We start from the raw sequence: 17,891 nt of genomic DNA, 5'->3' as shown, positions 1-17,891 counted from the left end.
CGGGTTCACCAGGTGACCGGGAGGGATTTGAGGCCGTAAGCGACGCCTTCCATCGCGAACTCGACCTGGTCGGCCGGCACCGCGAGGGCCAGGGTCGGGATCCGGCGATACAACGTGCTGTAAACGACCTGGAGCTCGACGCGGGCCAGCGACTGACCGAGGCACTGGTGCACGCCGTAACCGAAGGCGTGGTGCGAGCGGGCAGCCCGGGTCAGGTCGAGACGGTCGGGCTCGGGGAACTCCGCGGGGTCCCAGTTGGCGCCGGACAGGTCGAAGATGACGCCGTCGCCGGCACGGATCGTCTCGCCGTGCAGTTCGATGTCCTCGACGGCGATGCGGCGCACGCCGGTGTGCACGATGGTCAGGTACCGCAGGATCTCCTCGACCGCGGCGGAGACGAACTTCGGGTCGTCACTGTTCTCGCGCAGCAGGGCGAGCTGGTCCGGGTTCGTCAGCAGGGCCAGCGTGCCGAGCGAGATCATGCTGGCGCTGGTCTCGTGCCCGGCGATCAGGATGGCACTGCCCATCGTGACGGCCTCGGCGTGGCTCATCTCGCCGGCCTTGACCCGCTGGCCCATTTCGGACAGCACGTCGTCGGCGGGGTCGGCCATCTTCGCCACGAGCAGATCGCTGAGGTACGCGCCCAGAGCCTGTCCCGCCGCGGCCGCCTCCTCCGGGGCGGTCTCGTGGCTGATCGCCTTGCTGCTCGACTCCTGGAAGAACTTGTGGTCGGCATACGGCACACCGAGGATCTGCGTGATCACCAGCGTGGGCACGGGCAGGCCGATCGCCTGGACGAGGTCGGCCGGGTTCGGTCCGGCAAGCATCTCGTCGACGAGGGAGCCGATGACCTCGAGGATGCGCGGGCGCAACGCCTCCACCCGTTTGACCATGAACGGGCCGTTGACGGTGCGCCGCAGCCGGGTGTGCTCGGGCGGGTCGGTGTTGGTGATCAGCGACGGGATGTGCGGTGCGGCGGCGGCCCGGCCCGCGGTCATGTGCGGGTACCCGTCGAGCTTCTCGTCGATGCTCAGCCGCGGGTCGTTGAGCAGGGCCCGCTGGTCGGCGTGCCGGGTGATGAACCACGGTGTGCTGTCGTCCCAGATCCGCACCCGGGCGACCGGCGGCATGGCGCGCACCTCGGGGGCGGGGGCGAACGGACACCGCGATTCGCGCTGCATCGGGTAATAAGGGGCTTCTGTCATGAACCCATGCCAACAAACCGATCTGACGCGACCCGGACACGAACCTGACAGAACCCTGACGTGACCCAGGTCACCCCAGTCGGTATCCGAAGCCGCGGAGCGTGTGGATCAGCGGCGGGCCGGAGACGTCGACCTTGCCGCGCAGCCGCGACACCAGCCGTTCGATCGCGTTGACCTCGCGCGGCTCGTTCCACACCTCCAGGGCCAGCTGGTCCTTCGACAGCACCCGCCCGGCGTTCAACAGCAGATGGCGCAACAGACGGTATTCCGCCGGGGTCACACCGAGCAGCCGCTCACCACGCCACGCCTGACAGACCACCTCGTTGAGCAGCAGGTCGTCGTGACGCAACACGGTGTTCCGGCGCCCCCGCAGCAGCACCCGCACCCGGGCCAGCAGCTCCGTCACCCGGCACGGCTTGGTCACGTAGTCGCCGACCGTCGTGCCCAGCTCCGGCAGCACCGTCTCGAGGATCGCGCACTCGGCCACGGCCAGCACCGATGGCCGGTCGGTGAGCACCGGCCGGTTGCGGGCCAGCTGGTGGAGATCGGGTATGTCCAGGTCCACCACGATCAGGTCGACCGGCCGGTCGTCCAACATCCGCACCGCCTCCGCCCCGGTCGCGGCCGCGGACACCGCGTAACCGGCCAGGCTCAGACGGGACGCGAGCAGGCCCCGGACATCGTCGTCGGCGGCCACCACCATCAGCCCATGCATACCCCTCAGCATCCCGCTCGGATCGAGCCCCGTCATCAACCCGCCGCAGTATTCCGGCACGGCGTCCTCATCATTGCGGCACAGCGTCCCCATCGACCCCGCACAGTCCCGCCCGGACCGAACGCCGCCGTCGACCGTCGCGGTGTTCCCGTACGGCATCGTCACCGGTCCCGCAGGATCACCAGCTGCTTCGTGGCGCGGGTCATCGCGACGTAACGGTCCACCGCGTCGTCGATCGTGTCCTCGAGGAGCACGACCAGGTCGAACTCCAGCCCTTTCGCCAGCTCCGGGGTCAACGACCGGACCCGGTCCCGGCCGGGACCACCGCCGCCGGGAAGCTCGCCGCCGAACAGGCCGCCGGGAAGCTCGCCGGCACCGATCACGCACGCCACACCCTGATCGTTCTCGGCCAGCCAGGTGTCCAGGATCGACTCCAGTTCACCGGCGGGGCCGTGTCGGACCGGGATGCCGCTGCTCCGGATGGAGGTGGGCACGTTCGCGTCCGGCAGCACGGCCCGGATCACCGGTTCGGCCTCGGCCATCACCTCGGCCGGCGTCCGGTAGTTGACGGTCAGCGGCGCGATCGTGACCCGGTCCACGCCGACCCGGTCCAGGCGCTCCGTCCACGACTCGGCGAAGCCGTGCCGCGCCTGGGCCCGGTCGCCGACGATGGTGAAACTCCGCGACGGGCACCGCGCCACCAGCATCCGCCATGCGGCGTCGGAGAGTTCCTGTGCCTCGTCCACCACGATGTGCGCGAACGGCCCGGCCAGGCTGTCGGTCACCGCCGGCCGCAACGCCGCCTCGTCGACCAGGGCGTCGTGGAAGTCCTCGCCGCGGAGCATGGTGACCAGCCCGGTGCCGTAGGCGTCGTCGGCGACCGCGATCAGGTCGTCGACCACGCGGGTCATGCGCTCCCGTTCGGCCGTTGCGGCGGCGGCCCGGCGGCGTTCCCGGCCGGCCGCGTCCGGGTCGCCGAGGCGGTGCCGGGCCGCGTCGAGAAGCGGCAGGTCCTCGACGGTCCAGGCGTACGGGTCGGCCCGCTGCAGCAGGCGGATCTCGTCGGTGCTGAGCCAGGGCGCGCAGCGCCGCAGGTAGGCGGGAACGGACCACAGGTCGGCGACGACGTCCGCCGCTTCCAGCAGGGGCCAGGCGCGGTGCAGCGCGGCGCGGAGTTCCCGGCCCGCGGCGTGGCCCGAACGGTGCAGCGCGGTGGGGAGTTCCCGGCCCGGCCGTTCCGCCAGGATCGCGGACAACTCCTCCTCGATCTGCTCGCGGGCCTCGTTGTGCGGCAGGCCGGCCGCCGCCTCGAACGCCTCCGCCCAGTCCCGGGAGGTCACGTGCACCTCGGCGTCCTCGGCGGCCACCGTCGTTCCGGCGGGCGGCTGCTCGTGGAACCGGATCGCCGCCTCGATCGCCGCGACCATCCGCACCGACGACTTCAGCCGGGCGACCTCCGGATCCGGCTCGGGTGCCGCTCCGGCGCCCTCGGCCACCAGGTCACGTACCGTGCAGGTCCGCACGTCGTCCTCGCCCAGGCCGGGCAGGACGTCCGCGACGTACGCCAGATAGGGCTGGTGCGGGCCGACGACCAGGACCCCGCCCCGCCGGTGTCCCAGCCGCGGGTCGGAGTACAGCAGGTACGCCGTCCGGTGCAATGCCACGACGGTCTTGCCGGTACCCGGGCCGCCGTCCACGACCAGCGCGCCCCGCGACCCGGCCCGGATGATCGCGTCCTGGTCGGCCTGAATGGTGCCGAGCACGTCGCGCATGCGCTCCGATCGTGCGCCACCGAGACTCGCGAGGAACGCCGACTGGTCGTCGAGCGCGGCCCGTCCGTCCAGGCCTTCCGGGGTGAACACCTCGTCCCAGTAGTCGGTGATCCGTCCCCGGGTCCACCGGTACCGCCGCCGGCTGGCCAGCCCCATCGGGTCGGCGTGCGTCGCCCCGAAGAACGGCGCCGCCGCCGGTGACCGCCAGTCGATCAGCAGCCGCTCCCCCGCGTCGTCGGTCAGCCCGATCCGCCCGACGTACACCGTCGCCCCGCCGTCTGCCGCGACCATGTGGCCGAGGCAGAGGTCGAGGCTGAATCGTCGCAGGGTACGCAGCCGCGCGCTGATCCGGTGGACGGCCTGGTCCCGGTCGAGCGCCTGCTGCCCGATCCCGCCCTCGGCGCGCCGTTCGGCGTCGAGCCGTGACTCCAGTTCCGCGATGGACCGGGCCGTGCTCGCCGCGACGGCCGCGAAGTGCCGTTCGTCGGCCGCGATCAGCGCCGGCCCGGCCTTGTCCGACGACGCCGCGGACAACGCGAAAACGCCGTCCGGCGCGGCGGGCGAGGCGGACGCGCCGTCCGGACCGGCGGGCGAGGCGGACGCGCCGTCATGGGTGGAAAGCATGGTTCTGGTAGCCCCCGAAGCTTCGACATCGCTCACGAGCAGCGATTTTGCGCCCTCACCCGGGTCTTGCCACAAGCCCCCGACCCTGCTATAGCTTGGAGTTGGAGAGAGGCACACCATCGCCCGGAACGCCGAAGAGGCCGGGCGGTGTGCACCGCCCGGCCTCCCCGGAGATCCCGCCTCAGCTCACCGCAGTGCGCGGAGCGTGAAGTTCAGGACGTGGTCGCCCGCCGTGAGGATGTACGGCGGCAGCGGCCCCGTCCCGCAGGATGCGGTGCCCAGACCCCGCTGAGCCAGGTCCAGGTTGACGAACACCTGGTCCCGGGCCGGGATGCGGGTACGCCGGCCCGCCTCCTCGAGGTCCTCGTCGGTGTGGTTGCGGGCGGTGAACCCGAACGACGGCCCGCCCACCACTTCGAGTCCGGCCCCCGACGCGTCTCGCAGGGTGAGGTTCCGGACGTCGGCCCGGTGGCCGTTCTCCTGCGGATAGACGTAGGGGGTCTGCAGGTCGTCGACCGTCGACGTCCACGCCCCGACCAGCGCGGCCTGGATCGAGTCCGAGTACGCCTCCCCGGGTCCCCGGCCGAACCAGGACACCGAGGTCAGCGATCCGGGCAGGGCCAGCCGCACGCCGATGCGGGGCAGCGTCAGCGTCCACCGTTCGTCGGCGACGAGACGCCATGTGGCGTGCAGGGCGTCGTCCGCGTACGTCCACCGCACCGTGCTGGTGAAGCCGACGTTCGTGCCGGCCGGGGCGAACCGGGACTCCACCTGCAGGCCGTCGGCCGACGGGGTGATCGCAACGAGGCGTTCCCGCATCCGGTGCAGGCCTGCTTCCTTCCAGGAGCGCAGGAGGCTGCCGGTGCCGCGGTCGTCCATCCGGTCGTTGTCGGTCGGTGCCCGCCAGATGTGCGGCCGCGGACCGTCGAGTTCCAGGTCGCCGAGTTTGACCAGTCGGCCGTGTACCGGCTCGAAGACGGCGGCGCCCAGGCGGAGGCCGTCGGCCGGGACCGGGGTGGAGCGCACGACCGGGGCAGGTTCGTGAACGACGGCCTGGCCGGCGCCGAGTACCAGCCCGGCCGGCACCCCGGGCAGTGCCTTGGCCGCGGTGGCCGTGACGGTCAGCCAGGTCTCGGAGGCGGGTCCGGAGGGCAGGGGCAGATCCTTCAGCGGGATCTCGGCGGACGTACCGGCGGGTACCGGCGGCAGGCTGAGCGTGCCGGACGCGACCACACCCGACCTGTCCCCCAGTGACCACGCGAGCGCGACATGCCCGAGGTCACGGTAGGTGTAGGTATTCTTGACGTCCACTTTGTCGGGATGGACGCCGATCAGAACCGGCGCGAACACCGCGGCGAACTCCGTCAGGCCGGGAGAGGGTGTCCGGTCCGGGAACACCAGGCCGTCGATGACGAAGTTGCCGTCGTGCAGCGGCTCCCCGAAGTCGCCACCGTAGGCGTAGAAACCGTCCTGCCGGATCCCGTGGTCCAGCCACTCCCAGATGAAGCCGCCCTGCGCCCGCGGGTACCTGTCGAAGATCTCCCGGTACTCCAGCATGCCGCCGGGCCCGTTGCCCATGGCGTGCGCGAACTCGCAGAGGATGTACGGCAGCGACCGCCGGTGCCCGGACGGGTCCTCTCCGCGGCCGATGAGGGTGCTCTCGGCGTGGTCCGCGTACATCCGGCTGTAGACGTCCACGTACTCGCAGGCGTGGTCACCCTCGTAGTGCACCGGTCGCGACGGGTCCCGGTCGCGTGACCAGTTCGCCATCGCCGCCAGGTTGCGGCCGGTACCCGCCTCGTTGCCCAGCGACCACAGGATGACGCTCGGGTGGTTCTTGTCCCGCTCGATCATGCGGGAGATCCGGTCCAGGTACGCGTCACGCCACCGCGGATCGTCCGACGGGTTGTCGCGCCAGCCGACGAACTCGAACCCGTGGGTCTCCAGGTCGCACTCGTCGATCACCCAGAAGCCGAGTTCGTCGAAGAGGTCCAGCACCCGCGGGTCCGGCGGGTAGTGGCTGGTGCGGACCGCGTTGACGTGGTGCCGCTTCATCAGTTCGAGTTCGGCGCGGACGACGTCCAGTGGCACGACGCGGCCGGTGTCCGGGTGGTGTTCGTGGCGGTTCACGCCGTGGATCTGGATGCGCCTGCCGTTGACGGTCAGGATGCCGTCGACGATCTTCACGGTCCGGAACCCGGCGCGCAGCGACACGGTCTCGGCGTCGGTGGCGACCAGCACGTCGTACAGTGCCGGGTCCTCGGGTGACCACGGGCGGACCTCGCCGACCTGGTGGGTGACGCCGGTGGCGAGTCCGGTCAGGCCCAGTGCGGGCACGCTGACCACGGCGTCCTCGGGGCCGTCGACGAGCAGGGTGCCGGTGCCCGTGGTGTGGTCGTAGTCCGCGTGCAGGAACAGGTCGTCGATGCCGCCGGCCGGCCGCAGGCGCACGGTGACGCTGCGGAAGATGCCGGGCAGCCACCACATGTCCTGGTCCTCGAGGTAGCTGCCGGAGGACCACTGGTGCACCCGGACCGCAAGGACGTTCTCGGCGCCCGGGCGCAGTGCGGCGGTGATGTCGAACTCGGCGGGCAGCCGGCTGCCGTACGTGACGCCCAGCTGGACGCCGTTGAGCCAGACCACGCCGCACGAGTCCACCCCGTCGAAACGGATCACGGCGCGCTGGCCGGACCAGTCCGCGGGGACGGTGAAGGTGACGCGGTGGTCGCCGGTCGGGTTCTCGGTCGGCACGTTGGGCGGGTCGATCGGGAAGGGGTAGACCACGTTCGTGTAGGCGGGTTTGCCGTGACCGTGCATCGGCCAGTTCGACGGCACCGGCAGGTCGGTCCAGCCGGAGTCGTCGTAGTCGGTCGCGTGGAAGCCGTCCGGTGCTTCGGCGATGCTCGGCGCGAGATGGAAGCGCCACGTCCCGTCGAGCGTCAGGACCGGCGCGTCGGACGACATGTCAGCCCTCGGGGGCAGCGTGCCGGACGGGCGGGCGAAGTCAGTCAAGTAGCGGGACACAGGCTCTCCCCACGATCGGTGCCGGTCTTACCAAGATCAACGACCATTGTCTCAGCGGAATTCATACGATCAAGTAAAAGTGAGCGATTTTGTTCTAGGGTGTTCGGACATGAAAGCTCTGATCGTCCGTGGCGGCTGGGAAGGGCACCAACCGGTCGCCTGCACCGATCTGTTCCGTTCCTCCCTCACCGATCACGGCCTCGAGGTCGTGATCTCGGATTCCCTGGACGTCTACACCGACCCCGCCGCCCTCGACGGCGTCGGCCTGATCGTGCAGTGCTGGACCCGCGGATCGCTCACGCCCGCCCAGGAGGAGGGCCTGGTCGCGCACGTCGGCGCGGGTGCGGGCTTCGCCGGCTGGCACGGCGGCGTCCTGGCGATGGGTTACGAGGCCGCGAGATATCAGTACATGGTCGGCGGCCGGTTCGTCTGCCATCCCGGCGGAATGGTCGACCACACCGTCGACGTGACCGGCGACGACCCGGTCACCGCGGGCGTCACGTCCTTCGCGGTCCACACGGAGCAGTACTTCTGCCACGTGGACCCCACCCTCGACGTGCTCGCCACCACCACCTTCACCGGCGATCACGGCGCTCCGGAGACCGCCGGAGCGGTGATGCCGGTGGTCTGGAAACGCCGCTTCGGCCAAGGCCGCGTCTTCGTGAACACTCTCGGACACGCCCCCGAGGACCTCCTGCGACCGGAGACCTGGGCGATGACCGAGCGCGGGTTGCTCTGGGCGGCTCGCTGACGCCTTTCCCGGCGTACGCGAAAAGCACGGGGAACGAACGGCACCGCAGTGACGCGTACCCCTGAGGAAACGCCCGGATCCTCGCCGAGTGGGCGAATCGCGGGGTTGCGGAAAGCGCGATGTGCTGATCTCAGAACTGGCACCGACGGTTCCGGCGTTTGTCCAGGTAGCGGGATTGTGGTTGCGCGAAGATGAACACACCTAGCAGGATCTTCACATTGAGTTGCCGAATCACTACTCGAAATCGCGTCTGCGATCAACATCCAAGAGGGTGAAAAAGTCGGCGATCGGATGACAAAGCGTGGGCAAATCGTCCGTAGAAGACGATCTTCGGATGGATCATGCCCGATTTCGGCTCACTTGAGTGTTCAAGCAAACCCGGGCGTGCGAGCCTTGCCGCAGGCCCCTTTCACGGGGCCGCTCGTCTGTCATGCGTAGGTGACGGGCGGGATGCTCGAGAACAACGGAGGAATCATGGCTGGCATCGACATCTCCCTCAAGGAGGCGATGAGCATCTCCGGCGCCATCGGCGTCGCTCTGGTGGACTACACCAGCGGCCTCACCCTGGGCGTCATGGGTGGCGGCGCGATCATGGACATGAACATCGCGGCGGCCGGCAACACCGACGTGATCCGCGCCAAGGTGCGCACCCTCGAGATGCTGGGCCTGCAGGACGGCATCGAGGACATCCTGATCACGCTCGACTCGCAGTACCACCTGATCCGCCTGCTCCAGGGCCGGCGCAGCGGCGAGGCGCTCTTCCTCTACCTCGCCCTCAACAAGAGCCAGGCCAACCTGGGTCTCGCCCGGCACCAGCTCCGCAAGATCGAGGCCGAGCTCGACTTCTGAGCGACGTAGTCACCGGCTGATCGCACCATGAACACTGACGTTACGGAGCCAGCAGTGCAGAACGCCTCCACCGACCCGTTCCAGGCCGTCCGTTTCGAGATGGCCTCGCTGCGGCAGCAGGTGCCCGGCGTCCTGGGGACCGTCCTCGGCGGGGTCGACGGACTCCTCGTCCTCGACGACGTCCTGGAGGGTGTCCGCCCGCACGACATCGCGGCGCTGGCCGCCGGCGCCCACGGCATCAGCCGTACCTGCGGTAACGCGCTCGGACAGGGCCAGTTCTCCGAAGTGACCATCCGCAACCTGGGTGGATCCCTGGCCGTGTACGCGGTCGGCGAGCTCGCCCTGCTGGCGGTGATCGGCGACGGCACCCTGAACGTCGCCCGGCTGCACATCGAGGCGCGGCCCGTCATCGGGCGCATCGCCGCTCTCCTGCAGATCCGTTCGGTGCAGGACGCCAACCCGCGTTTCTGAGCACGGACACCGGCCCGGTGGGACCCGAATCCCACCGGGCCGTCGTGTGCCCGGAGCCTTTCCCGGCACGTGGCGTTCACCCCGGCCGGAACGGCCTCCGGTGTTACCGTGGCCACGGCGAGGGAGGACGTTTTGCCGCATATGTCGCGCCGGAACGTGCTCCGGCTGAGTCTGGCCGGCGCCGCCGCGACCCTCACCGGGTGTGCGAGCGAGGAGACCACCGCCGCCGGCACTCCGGACACCGTGCTGTGGACCTGGCCGGGCGGCCTCAGCACCGCCGTGGTGACCGCCGCCGCCGAACAGTTCGCCAGCCGCACCCGGCTGGAGACCAGGGTGATCGAGGGCGACTACCGCCCGCAGCTCGCCGACCTGCTCGCCCAGGGCGGTGACCTGCCCGGCATCGTCGGCATCAAGGGCGAGGACATCGCCTCGCTGCTCCCCCGCGCCGACCTCTTCGCCGACCTGCACGACCTCGGCGCCGACGAGGTGACCAGCCAGTACGCCTCCTGGAAGTGGGACCAGGCCAGCGCGCCGGACAGCCGGCTGATCGGCTTCCCGATCGACATCGGCCCGACCGCCACCTACTACCGTTCCGACCTGTTCGCCGCGGCCGGCCTGCCCACCGGCGTGGCGGAACTGAGCGCGAAGATGGCCGACTGGGACGGGTTCTTCGCGGCCGGCGCTCAACTGCACGACAAGCTGCCGAAGGTCGGGTTCACCCGCAACGGCGCCGAGCTGTTCACCATCCTGATCTGCCAGGGCACCCAGCGCTTCGTCGACGAGGGCAACCACTACATCGGGGCCGGCGCACACATCCAGGAGTCCTGGGACCTGTCGGTACGGCTGATCGACGAGGGCCTGACCGCCCGCATCCACACCGAAGACCAGGACGCCTGGCAGAAGGCGCTGGCCGACGGGACGGTGGCCACCGCTCTGGGCGCGGCCTGGCTGGGGTACGACATCAAGACCGCAGCCCCGGACACCGCCGGGAAGTGGGGCGTGGCCGGCGGCGCGACGACCGGCGCGAACTACGGCGGCTCGTTCCTGGCGATCCCGCAGGCCGGCACCGGTCACGAGCTGTCCTTCGAGATCATCCGATGGATCCTGTCACCGGAGAACCAGGCCGCGGCGTTCACCGACGCGGCGCTGTTCCCGGCGGCCACGGCGGCGTACGACACCACCGCCCTGACCACGGCGGACGCCTTCTTCGGCGATCAGAAGACGGTCGAGGTCTTCGCCGCGTCGGCCCGCAAGGCCCACCGGGTGTACGAGGCGCCCGCCGACACCGAGATCCACCAGGCGTTCGTCGAGCAGCTCGGCGAGTACGAGTCGGGCCGCAAGGACCGGGCCACGGCCTGGACGGACGCCGTGGCGAACGGCCGCAGGGTCGCCGAGTCGATGGGCGTCAACTAGCCTCGTCCAGCGGGCGCAGATGCTCGTCGGTGTGGTCCGCCATCTCCCGGCCCTGTCGCCGGAACCAGTCCAGCCGCGACTGCTCGGTCTGCTGCCGGGCGATGATCTCCGAGGCGTTGGCCTCGTCCACGATCACGGTCGGCGTCTCCAGCCAGCCCTCCGGCAGCGGGGTGCCGTACCGGGAGCTGCGCGCCTGCACCACCCCGGCCAGCCAGCCGATCAGGAACGGCTCGGTGGAGGCCAGCACCAGACCACCCTGCCGGGCCTCCTCCAAGGCCAGGTCACCGATGCCCATCGCCCCGTCGGTCCGGGCGATGCCGGGCCGGCGCAGCTTGGCGAGGCTGAGACTGTCCTGGCCGGCGACGCCGATGTAGGCCACCGCACCGGGGTTCGCCTTCTGCAGGACGGTCCAGGCACGCAGGTTGCCCTCCACGTCCTGCTTGGTGTCGAACGGCCCGATCACGGTCAGGTCGGGCCGCAGACGTTCCATCTCGGCGCGGACCCCGGCCACCCGGTCGTCGAGCACCTCCACCCCGGGCGACGGCGAGCCGATCACCACCACGCCGGTGGCGGCGTCCGGGATCCGCCGGGCGACCGCGGCGGCCAGTCTCGTACCGAGCGCCGTGTTGTCCGGGCCGACGTACAGGCCGACACCGGAGCCGACCGACGGCAGCGAGTGCAGCGCCATCAGCGGGGTGCCCGCCTCGGCGGCCTGGTGCAGGGAGTCGGCGAACAGTTCCGGGGCCAGGGTGAAGAACGCGACCGAGCCGTGCTCGCCGTCGCGGTACCGCTGGAAGTTGCGCAGCTGCTGCATGCTGTCGTCGGACTCGGGACCGATCTGCGCGATCTCCACGCCACCGATCTCGGTCACCCCGTACCCGAATCCCCGGGCCATGTCCCGGACGAACGGGATCTGACGGCCGGCCATCAGCAGCACGGCGGTGGGTGGCTTCCGGTCCGGTTCCGGCACCCGCTGGCAGCCACCGAGCAGTCCCAGCGACGCCAGGGCGAACGCCGCGGCGAGCCTGCTGACCCCGATCACTCCTCCCCCATCGGCGACGGCGGGCCCGCACCTGAGCGCGCCGCTCAATCCGCCGGATTCGCGGTCGATAGGTAGGGGCGCGGGGAGCGAGGGGCTTGGGTCATGCGGCAATGGTTACGACGGCGGGTGGTCGCGCGTATCGCCGTCGGCGCGCTCACCGTCGGCCTGTCCCTGCTCGCCGGCCTGGCGGTGTTCAGCAGCCGCAGCACCGACCGGGCGGCGACGACCGCGGCCGCCACCCAGCAGGTCAGCCAGCAGTGGAACGAGATCTACCTGAAGATCAATCTCGAGTACGAGCTGCTCGAGGACTTCCTGGACACACCGAACGAGAACGGCAGCCAGCTGCTCCTGTCCTCGATCGGGTCGGCGGAGGGGAACCTGCGCTGGCTGACCGCCAACGGGGTGGACGACGACCGGCGGCAGGCGCAGACACTGCAGAACGCGTACGGGGGTTACACGTACACCCTGCGGAATCTGATCGACGCGGTCGGCGACCACGACGACGCGCGGATGCTCGACTTCGCCGAACAGGCCGCCCTGAGCGCGTCCGCGTTGCGCCGGCAGGCGTCGGCCAACGTGGCCCGCAACAACCTGGCGATCGGGGTGACCCTGCGGGTGGCCCGGGACGCCAACGCCAAGATCCTGCTGGCCGTCGAGGTGATCTCGCTGGCCGACCTGGCGCTGGTGCTGTTCTGCGGTCTGGTGCTGCTCACCTACCAGCGGCGCACCGAACGGCAGGCCGCCGACAACGATTACCGCGCCTCGCACGACGGCCTGACCGGGCTGGCGAACCGGCGGCTGCTCGGCGAGGGCATCGACCAGGCCATCACCGGCGCCGACCTGGAGGGGCACGGGGTGGGCCTGCTGCTGCTCGACCTCAACCGGTTCAAGGAGGTCAACGACACCCTGGGCCACCACTCCGGCGACCTGCTGCTGATCGAGGTGGCACGGCGGCTGCGGGCGTCGTCACGGCCGACCGACCTGGTGGCCCGGCTCGGCGGTGACGAGTTCGCCATCCTGCTGCCGCTGATCGGGGCCGCCGAGGACCTGCCGGACATCGCCCACCGGGTGCTGACCGACCTGTGCGGGCCGGCCGAGATCGGCGGGCTGGCGGTGGACATCACCGGCAGCATCGGGTTCGCGTTCTACCCCGGGCAGAGCAGCAACGCCGAGGAGCTGCTCCAGCACGCCGACATCGCGATGTACCACGCCAAACGCAACCATCTGGGTGCGGCGCCGTACGACGCGGAGAACGACCGGAACAGCTTCGAGCAGCTGACCCTGCTCGCCGACCTGCGCGGGGCGATCGACCGCGACGAGCTGGAGCTGCACTACCAGCCGAAGATCCGGGTGGGCGGCGGCGGGGTGGCCGGGGTGGAGGCCCTGGTCCGGTGGCGGCACCCGTCCCGGGGCCTGCTCGGGCCGGGCGCGTTCGTCCCGGACGCCGAGCAGAGCGACCTGATGGTGCCGCTCACCGAGGCGGTGCTCCACCTGGCCCTGCGCCAGCAGCGCACGTGGCGCGAGGGCGGGCTGGACCTGCCGGTCGCGGTCAACATCGGCGCGGCGTGCCTGCGCGAACCCGGGTTTCCCGGCCGGATCGCCGACCTGCTCGCGCTCTACGGCGCCGTCGACGGCCAGCTCACCCTGGAGATCACCGAGACCGTGCTGATCAACGATCCGAAGGCGGTGGCCCTCGCCCTCGGCTCGATCCGCCGGCAGGGCGTCCGGGTGTCCATCGACGACTTCGGCGTCGGCTACTCGTCGATGAGTTACCTGCAGAGCATGCCGCTGGACGAGCTGAAGATCGACCGGAAGTTCACCATGGAGATCCGGTCCACCGACCGGGGCCGGGCCATCGTCGGTGCGATCGTCGAGCTGGCGCACGCGCTCGGGCTGTCCGTCGTGGTCGAGGGTGTGGAGGATCAGGAGACCCTGACCGAGATCGGTGAGCTGGGCTGCGAGCTGGCCCAGGGCTATCTGATGTGCCGCCCGCTGCCGGCCGCCGAGATTCCGGGATGGATCAGCGCGTGGCGGCCCAGCTCCCCGCAACTCGCCGGGTGATCACCGGCACAGCCCATTGTGATCATCTCGGGGTGGACGGCCGCTTGAAGTAAGCCTTACCTTACCTGCGTGCAACCCAGGACCATCGGAAGACTCGGCGTCTTCGTCGTGGCGATGGTCGTGCTCGGCGGCGTCATGGTGCTCAGCCTGATGATCGGCCGGCAGTCGATCTCCCCCGGCGACGTCGTCGGCGCACTGCTGCCCGGCGCCCACGGCGAGATCGCCGACATCGTGCGCGGGCTCCGTCTGGAACGGACGGTCGTCGCCGTCGTCACCGGCGCCGCCCTCGGTGGTGCCGGCGCGCTGATGCAGGCGCTGACCCGCAACCCCCTCGCCGACCCCGGCCTGCTCGGGGTGAACGCCGGGGCGGCGGCCGCGGTGGTCACCGGCTTCACCTTCTTCGGCGTCGCCAACGGTTTCGCCCAGTCCGGGCTCGCGCTGGCCGGGGCGGCCGCCGGGTCCGTCGTGGTCTACCTGCTCGGCAGCGGCTCCCGGTCGTCGGCCACCCCGGCGCGACTGGCGCTGGCCGGGGCGGCCCTGACCGCGGTGCTGTACTCGTACCTCAACGCGCTGGCCATGCGCGACCAGGACACCTTCAACGAGATGCGGTTCTGGGTGGTCGGCTCGGTCGTCAACCGCGGGTACGACCGCCTGCTCATCGCGCTGCCGCTGATCCTGCTCGGCGTCCTGATCGCGCTGCTGACGACCCCGGCGCTCAACGCGCTCGCGTTCGGCGACGAGACGTCGCGCTCGCTGGGCCTGAGCGTCGGCAAGGCCCGGATCGCCACCGCCGTCGCGGTCACCCTGCTCTGCGGGGCGGCCACCGCGCTGGCCGGGCCGATCGCCTTCGTCGGCCTCACCGTGCCGCACGTCGCCCGCGCCCTGGTCGGCGCCGACCAACGGAGGGTGGTGCCGATGGCGATACTGATCGCCGGGGCGTTCCTCGTCCTCTCCGACACGCTGGGACGTGTCGTGTCCAGCGGCGCCGAGATCGAGGCCGGCATCGTGACCGCCGTCATCGGCGCCCCGGTGTTCATCGCGCTCGTGCGCCGGCGGACGCTGACCGCGGCATGACCGGCGTCCCCGTCCTGGCGGCCGGTTCCCTGTCGATCCGCTTCGGACGGCGCTCGGTCGCCGTCTGTGTCCTGCTCGGCGTCGCGGTGGCCGCGATGGTCGTCGTCTCGCTCGCCGCCGGCGTCAACGCGTTCCCCCCGGACCGGGTGTTCGCCGCGATGACCGGCGCCGGGACGCCCGCGGAGAACCTGATCGTCGGCGAGCTGCGCCTGCCCCGGGCCGTCACCGCCGCCCTGGTCGGTGTCGCCCTCGGGCTCTCCGGGGCGATCTTCCAGACGCTGACCCGCAACCCGCTCGGCAGCCCCGACGTGGTCGGCTTCGGCACCGGCGCGTCGACCGGCGCGCTGGTGATGATGCTGCTGGCCGGTGGTGGCCTGCTCGCCACCTCGATCGGCGCGGTGGCCGGCGGCGCGATCACCGCCACCGGCGTCTACCTGCTCTCCGCCCGGCACGGGGTGTCCGCCCCGCTGCGGCTGGTGCTGGTCGGCATCGGCGCGAGCACCATGCTCGCCTCGCTGAACTCGCTGCTCATCGTGCGCGCCCAGGTCTACGACGCGCAGAGCGCCTCGATCTGGATGGTCGGCAACCTGGTCGGCCGGGGCTGGGCGGACGCCCGCCTGATCGGTGGCGCGCTGCTGCTCGGCGTGGTGGCGTGCACGCTGCTCGCCCGGCCGCTGGCGCTGAGCGAGTTCTCCGACGAACGCTCGATGAGCCTGGGCCTGCCCGCCGGGCGGATGCGGATGTCCGCGGTGGCGGTCGGCGTGCTGCTCGCCTCGGCGGCGGTCGCGGTCGCCGGGCCGATCCAGTTCATCGCGCTCACCGCGCCGCAGGTGGCCCGCCGGATCACCGGCGCGTCCGGGCCGAACCTGGCCGCGTCCGGACTGACCGGCGCCCTGCTGCTGGTGATCACCGACTTCGCGGCCCGGGAGGCCTTCGCGCCGCGCCTGCTGCCGGTCGGCGTGCTCACCGGCATCGTCGGCGGCGCCTATCTCGCATGGCTGCTCGGCCGTGAGTGGCGAAAGGGACGCATATGAACACGCCGCAACGGCTACGGGCGGAGAACGTCGCCCTCGGGTACGGCGGACGCCGCATCGTGCACGACCTGGACCTGACCGTGCCGGACGGCTCGTTCACCGTGATCGTCGGCGCCAACGGCAGTGGCAAGTCGACACTGCTGCGCGGGCTCGCCCGGCTGCTCGAACCGCGGACCGGCACGGTCGTGCTGGACGGCAAGGACATCCACTCGCGGCCGCCCAAGGAGGTGGCCCGCCGGCTCGGCCTGCTGCCGCAGTCGCAGACCGCCCCGGACGCGATCAGCGTCGCCGACCTGGTGGCCCGCGGACGCTACCCGCACCAGTCGCTGTTGCGGCAGTGGTCGCCGGCCGACCAGGCCGCGGTGACCTCGGCGCTGGAGCTCACCGGCACCACCGACCTGGCGCAGCGACCGTTCGACGAACTCTCCGGCGGCCAGCGGCAACGGGTCTGGCTGGCGATGGCCCTGGCCCAGGAGACCGGCATCCTGCTGCTGGACGAGCCGACCACGTACCTCGACATCGCGCACCAGATCGAGATGCTCGACCTGTGCGCCCGGCTGCGCACCGAACGTGGCTCCACCCTGGTCGCGGTCCTGCACGACCTCAACCTGGCGGCCCGGTACGCCACCCACATGGTGGCCATGAAGGACGGCACGATCGTGGCCGAGGGAGCCCCCGCCACGATCATCACCGCCGAGCTGATGGCCGAGGTGTTCGGTCTCGCCTGCCGGATCATCGCCGACCCCGAGTCGGACACCCCCCTCGTGATCCCCCTGCACCAGAAGAACGGGAAGGAAACCTCATGATGAGCAGCCGTTTGAGTACCGTCGCCGTGGCCGTCGCCGCGTCGCTGGCCCTGGCCGCCTGCGGTGGCGGCACCGAGACCGCCACCCCGGGCGGCAGCTCCGCACAGGCCGGTCCCTTCGAATACGCCGACGCCCTCGGCAAGAAGATCTCCCTGGACAAGACCCCGGGTGTCGTGGTGGCGCAGAGCAGCGTCGCCGCCGCCCTCTCCGACGCCGGATACCAGGTCGCCGGGGTGTACGGCGAGCTCCAGCCGGGCGCCGACGGCAAGCTCAGCTACCAGGTCGGCTCGCTGGACGTCAGCAAGGTCCAGGTCATCGGCAAGACGTACGGCGAGTTCGACACCGAGAAGTACGCCCTGATGAACCCGGAGCTGCTGGTCGACTACACCTTCGACCAGAAGGCCCTGTGGTACGTCCCGGCCGCCCAGTCCGAGAAGATCCTCGGCCTGGCCCCGGCCATCGCCGTCCCCGGTGACTACGAGAACACCGACGTGGCCATCGCGACCTTCGTCGAACTGGCCGGCAAGCTCGGTGCGGACACCAAGAGCGCGGCGCTCACCAGCGCGAAGGCCGACTACGACGCGGCACTCAAGGCCGTCGCCGAGGCCGCGTCGGCGTCCGGCCTCACGGTGGCCGTGATGTCCCCCGGCACCGACAGCCTGTACGTGGCGAACCCGTCCTACCTGCCCGAGCTGACCACGCTGAAGAACCAGGGCCTGGACGTGATGGACCCGGTCGAGCCGGACGCCCAGGTGTTCACCCAGTACAGCTGGGAGAGCGCGACGGACTACAAGGACGCCGACGTGATCCTGGTGGACGCGCGCACGTACGACGCCTCGAAGGCCGACCTCGCCAAGATCGCGACCTGGGCGAACCTGCCCGCGGTCAAGGCCGGCCAGATCTACCCGTGGTACGCGGCGGCACCGTACTCGTACACCTCCTACGCGAAGATCTACCAGGAGCTGGCGGGTCAGCTGACCGCCGCGAAGAAGCTGTGACGCCCACCCACCCGCTCCCCCGCGGACGGCACGTGACAGCGGAAGGGGCCGG

The 17,891-nt window shown here is 70.9% G+C and carries 14 protein-coding genes; 9 read left to right on the top strand and 5 right to left on the bottom strand.

The genetic code is table 11. The features are described from left to right. Nucleotides 1-5: 5 nt before the first annotated feature. From WH85_RS10610 to WH85_RS10595, 4 genes are all read right to left on the bottom strand, one after another. Nucleotides 6-1,205, bottom strand: a complete 1,200-nt coding sequence (locus tag WH85_RS10610) for a cytochrome P450 (protein ID WP_045741596.1) — start codon at nucleotides 1,203-1,205, stop codon at nucleotides 6-8. A gap of 70 nt (nucleotides 1,206-1,275) precedes the next feature. Beyond that, nucleotides 1,276-1,920: a response regulator transcription factor gene (locus WH85_RS10605; RefSeq protein WP_211275330.1), complete on the bottom strand. Its 645-nt coding sequence runs from the start codon at nucleotides 1,918-1,920 to the stop codon at nucleotides 1,276-1,278. Between the two features lie 161 nt (nucleotides 1,921-2,081). Continuing rightward, nucleotides 2,082-4,316, bottom strand: a complete 2,235-nt coding sequence (helR, locus tag WH85_RS10600; protein WP_157410923.1) for an RNA polymerase recycling motor ATPase HelR — start codon at nucleotides 4,314-4,316, stop codon at nucleotides 2,082-2,084. 186 nt (nucleotides 4,317-4,502) lie between these two features. Then, nucleotides 4,503-7,340, bottom strand: a complete 2,838-nt coding sequence (locus WH85_RS10595) for a glycoside hydrolase family 2 TIM barrel-domain containing protein (protein WP_045741595.1) — start codon at nucleotides 7,338-7,340, stop codon at nucleotides 4,503-4,505. Nucleotides 7,341-7,449: 109 nt separating this feature from the next. Here WH85_RS10595 and WH85_RS10590 point away from each other — a divergent pair, with 109 nt between their 5' ends. From WH85_RS10590 to WH85_RS10575, 4 genes are all read left to right on the top strand, one after another. Next, nucleotides 7,450-8,091, top strand: coding sequence for a ThuA domain-containing protein (locus tag WH85_RS10590; RefSeq protein WP_045741594.1), 642 nt, complete (start codon nucleotides 7,450-7,452; stop codon nucleotides 8,089-8,091). Nucleotides 8,092-8,565: 474 nt separating this feature from the next. Then, nucleotides 8,566-8,940: a hypothetical protein gene (locus WH85_RS10585; protein ID WP_045741678.1), complete on the top strand. Its 375-nt coding sequence runs from the start codon at nucleotides 8,566-8,568 to the stop codon at nucleotides 8,938-8,940. 54 nt (nucleotides 8,941-8,994) lie between these two features. Beyond that, entirely contained in the window at nucleotides 8,995-9,411 is a 417-nt protein-coding gene (locus tag WH85_RS10580) for a roadblock/LC7 domain-containing protein (protein ID WP_052720293.1), read from the top strand. 141 nt (nucleotides 9,412-9,552) lie between these two features. Continuing rightward, nucleotides 9,553-10,824: an ABC transporter substrate-binding protein gene (locus WH85_RS10575; protein ID WP_045741592.1), complete on the top strand. Its 1,272-nt coding sequence runs from the start codon at nucleotides 9,553-9,555 to the stop codon at nucleotides 10,822-10,824. On the opposite strand, the gene WH85_RS10570 is transcribed toward WH85_RS10575, so the two are convergent. Then, nucleotides 10,817-11,866 (bottom strand): sugar ABC transporter substrate-binding protein, encoded by a 1,050-nt coding sequence (locus WH85_RS10570; protein ID WP_045741591.1) that lies wholly within the window; start codon nucleotides 11,864-11,866, stop codon nucleotides 10,817-10,819. The two genes, WH85_RS10575 and WH85_RS10570, sit on opposite strands and share 8 nt — an antisense overlap. Before the next feature lie 102 nt (nucleotides 11,867-11,968). Between WH85_RS10570 and WH85_RS10565 the strand changes: the two genes are divergently transcribed. From WH85_RS10565 to WH85_RS10545, 5 genes are all read left to right on the top strand, one after another. Then, entirely contained in the window at nucleotides 11,969-13,927 is a 1,959-nt protein-coding gene (locus tag WH85_RS10565) for a putative bifunctional diguanylate cyclase/phosphodiesterase (RefSeq protein WP_157410922.1), read from the top strand. A gap of 69 nt (nucleotides 13,928-13,996) precedes the next feature. Further along, the gene (locus WH85_RS10560) at nucleotides 13,997-15,001 is read left to right on the top strand and encodes a FecCD family ABC transporter permease (RefSeq protein ID WP_045741590.1); all 1,005 of its coding nucleotides are present in this window, start codon (nucleotides 13,997-13,999) and stop codon (nucleotides 14,999-15,001) included. After that, the gene (locus WH85_RS10555) at nucleotides 14,998-16,035 is read left to right on the top strand and encodes a FecCD family ABC transporter permease (protein ID WP_045741589.1); all 1,038 of its coding nucleotides are present in this window, start codon (nucleotides 14,998-15,000) and stop codon (nucleotides 16,033-16,035) included. Before WH85_RS10560 ends, WH85_RS10555 begins: the two co-directional genes overlap by 4 nt. Beyond that, nucleotides 16,032-16,841 (top strand): ABC transporter ATP-binding protein, encoded by an 810-nt coding sequence (locus WH85_RS10550; RefSeq protein ID WP_045741588.1) that lies wholly within the window; start codon nucleotides 16,032-16,034, stop codon nucleotides 16,839-16,841. Before WH85_RS10555 ends, WH85_RS10550 begins: the two co-directional genes overlap by 4 nt. Then, nucleotides 16,838-17,839, top strand: coding sequence for an ABC transporter substrate-binding protein (locus WH85_RS10545; RefSeq protein WP_045741587.1), 1,002 nt, complete (start codon nucleotides 16,838-16,840; stop codon nucleotides 17,837-17,839). Before WH85_RS10550 ends, WH85_RS10545 begins: the two co-directional genes overlap by 4 nt. The last annotated feature ends 52 nt before the right edge of the window (nucleotides 17,840-17,891 follow it).

The sequence above is a fragment of the Actinoplanes rectilineatus genome (assembly GCF_000962825.1).
In the GTDB taxonomy this organism is placed as follows: Bacteria; Actinomycetota; Actinomycetes; order Mycobacteriales; family Micromonosporaceae; genus Actinoplanes; species Actinoplanes rectilineatus.
The sequence above is the reverse complement of the archived record's forward strand: the minus strand, read 5'-3'. Positions and strand labels throughout refer to the sequence as shown.